This is a genomic window from Halomonas sp., from assembly GCF_041689495.1.
Taxonomy (GTDB): Bacteria; Pseudomonadota; Gammaproteobacteria; order Pseudomonadales; family Halomonadaceae; genus Halomonas.
The window spans coordinates 1-1,424 of sequence record NZ_JBDNGD010000137.1 but is presented as its reverse complement, the minus strand read 5'-3'; the positions used below and the strand labels follow the sequence as shown (position 1 = coordinate 1,424).

Genomic DNA, 1,424 nt, shown 5'->3' with positions numbered 1-1,424 from the left:
TCCTTGGCCATTTCCACCCCTTCCCTGACGGTATCGGCGATTCCGGCACAGTAGAGGGCCGCACCGGCATTCAGGGCGACGAGGTCAGCAGCAGCCCCCTCACCCGTCAGTGACAGCTGTACCAGTCTCAGGCTGTCTTCGGCGCTCTGAACCCGCAGCGGATCGAGTGACTGGCGCTCGATACCCACGTCTTCCGGACAGAGGCGGTACTCACTGATCTGACCGTCGCGCAGTTCGGCCACCCGGGTGGGCGCTGCCAGGGAAATCTCGTCCAGCCCATCCTCGGCGTGCACCACCATCACATGGCGGCTTCCCAGTTGATGAAGGACCCTGGCCATCAGTGGCACAAGGTCGGCGGCATAGACACCCAGCACCTGGTTGGGGGCCCCGGCCGGATTGGTCAGTGGCCCCAGGATATTGAACAGTGTTCGCACTCCCATCTCGCGGCGCGGGCCGACGGCGAAACGCATGGCGGGATGATGATTGGGGGCGAACATGAAGCCGACCCCCACCTGCTCGATGCAGCGTGCCACCTGCTCGGCATCCAGGTCCAGGTGAATGCCCGCCACGGCGAAGAGATCGGCACTGCCGGAAGACGAGGAGACACCACGATTGCCGTGCTTGGCCACATGGGCCCCGGCGGCGGCGGCCACGAAACTGGCCGCCGTGGATACATTGAAGAGGTTGGCACCATCCCCGCCGGTGCCGACGATATCCACCACGTTCTCGGCGTTGACTCGGACGCGCTTCATCAGGTCGCGCATGACCTGTGCCGCAGCGCTGATCTCCTCGACCCGTTCGCCCTTCACCGCCAGGCCGATCAGGAAGCCACCGATCTGGGCGTCGGTGGCCTCACCGGTCATGATCTGGTGCATTACCGCATGGGTCGCCTCGAAGCTCAGATCCTCGCGGCGCATCACCGCTGCGATGGCATCTCGCATCTGCATGGAGTGATTCTCCTCTCGCCTGACGATTCAGCGACGTTTCAGGAAGTTGGCCAGCAGCTCGTGCCCCTGGCGGGTCAGGATGGATTCGGGATGGAACTGCACTCCCTCGACATCCAGTTCACGGTGGCGAAGCCCCATGATCACCCCGGGCGTGACGTCATCGTCATCGCACCAGGCCGTGATCTCGAGACACGCCGGCAGGCTCTCCCGCTCCACCACCAGGGAATGATAACGGGTCACCTCGAGCGGGTCTTCCAACCCCTCGAAGACGCCCTGGCCATTATGGCGAATGCCCGAGGTCTTGCCATGCATCACCTGGGGGGCACGCACCACCCTGCCACCATAGACCTGGCCGATGGCCTGATGACCAAGACAGACGCCGAGGATGGGAATCTCGCCCGCGAATCGACGAACCGACGCCAGGGAGAGACCCGCCTCGTTGGGCGTGCAGGGACCGGGAGAAATCACCAGGTGGCT

At 64.3% G+C, this 1,424-nt stretch carries 2 protein-coding genes; both read right to left on the bottom strand.

What is annotated here, in order from left to right:
* The coding region (gene trpD, locus ACESMD_RS04575) for an anthranilate phosphoribosyltransferase (protein WP_372610761.1) at positions 1–947 on the bottom strand (947 nt) is incomplete at its 3' end.
* A gap of 27 nt (positions 948–974) precedes the next feature.
* A partial coding sequence (locus ACESMD_RS04570; RefSeq protein ID WP_372610759.1) for an aminodeoxychorismate/anthranilate synthase component II occupies positions 975–1,424 on the bottom strand: 450 nt, incomplete at its 5' end.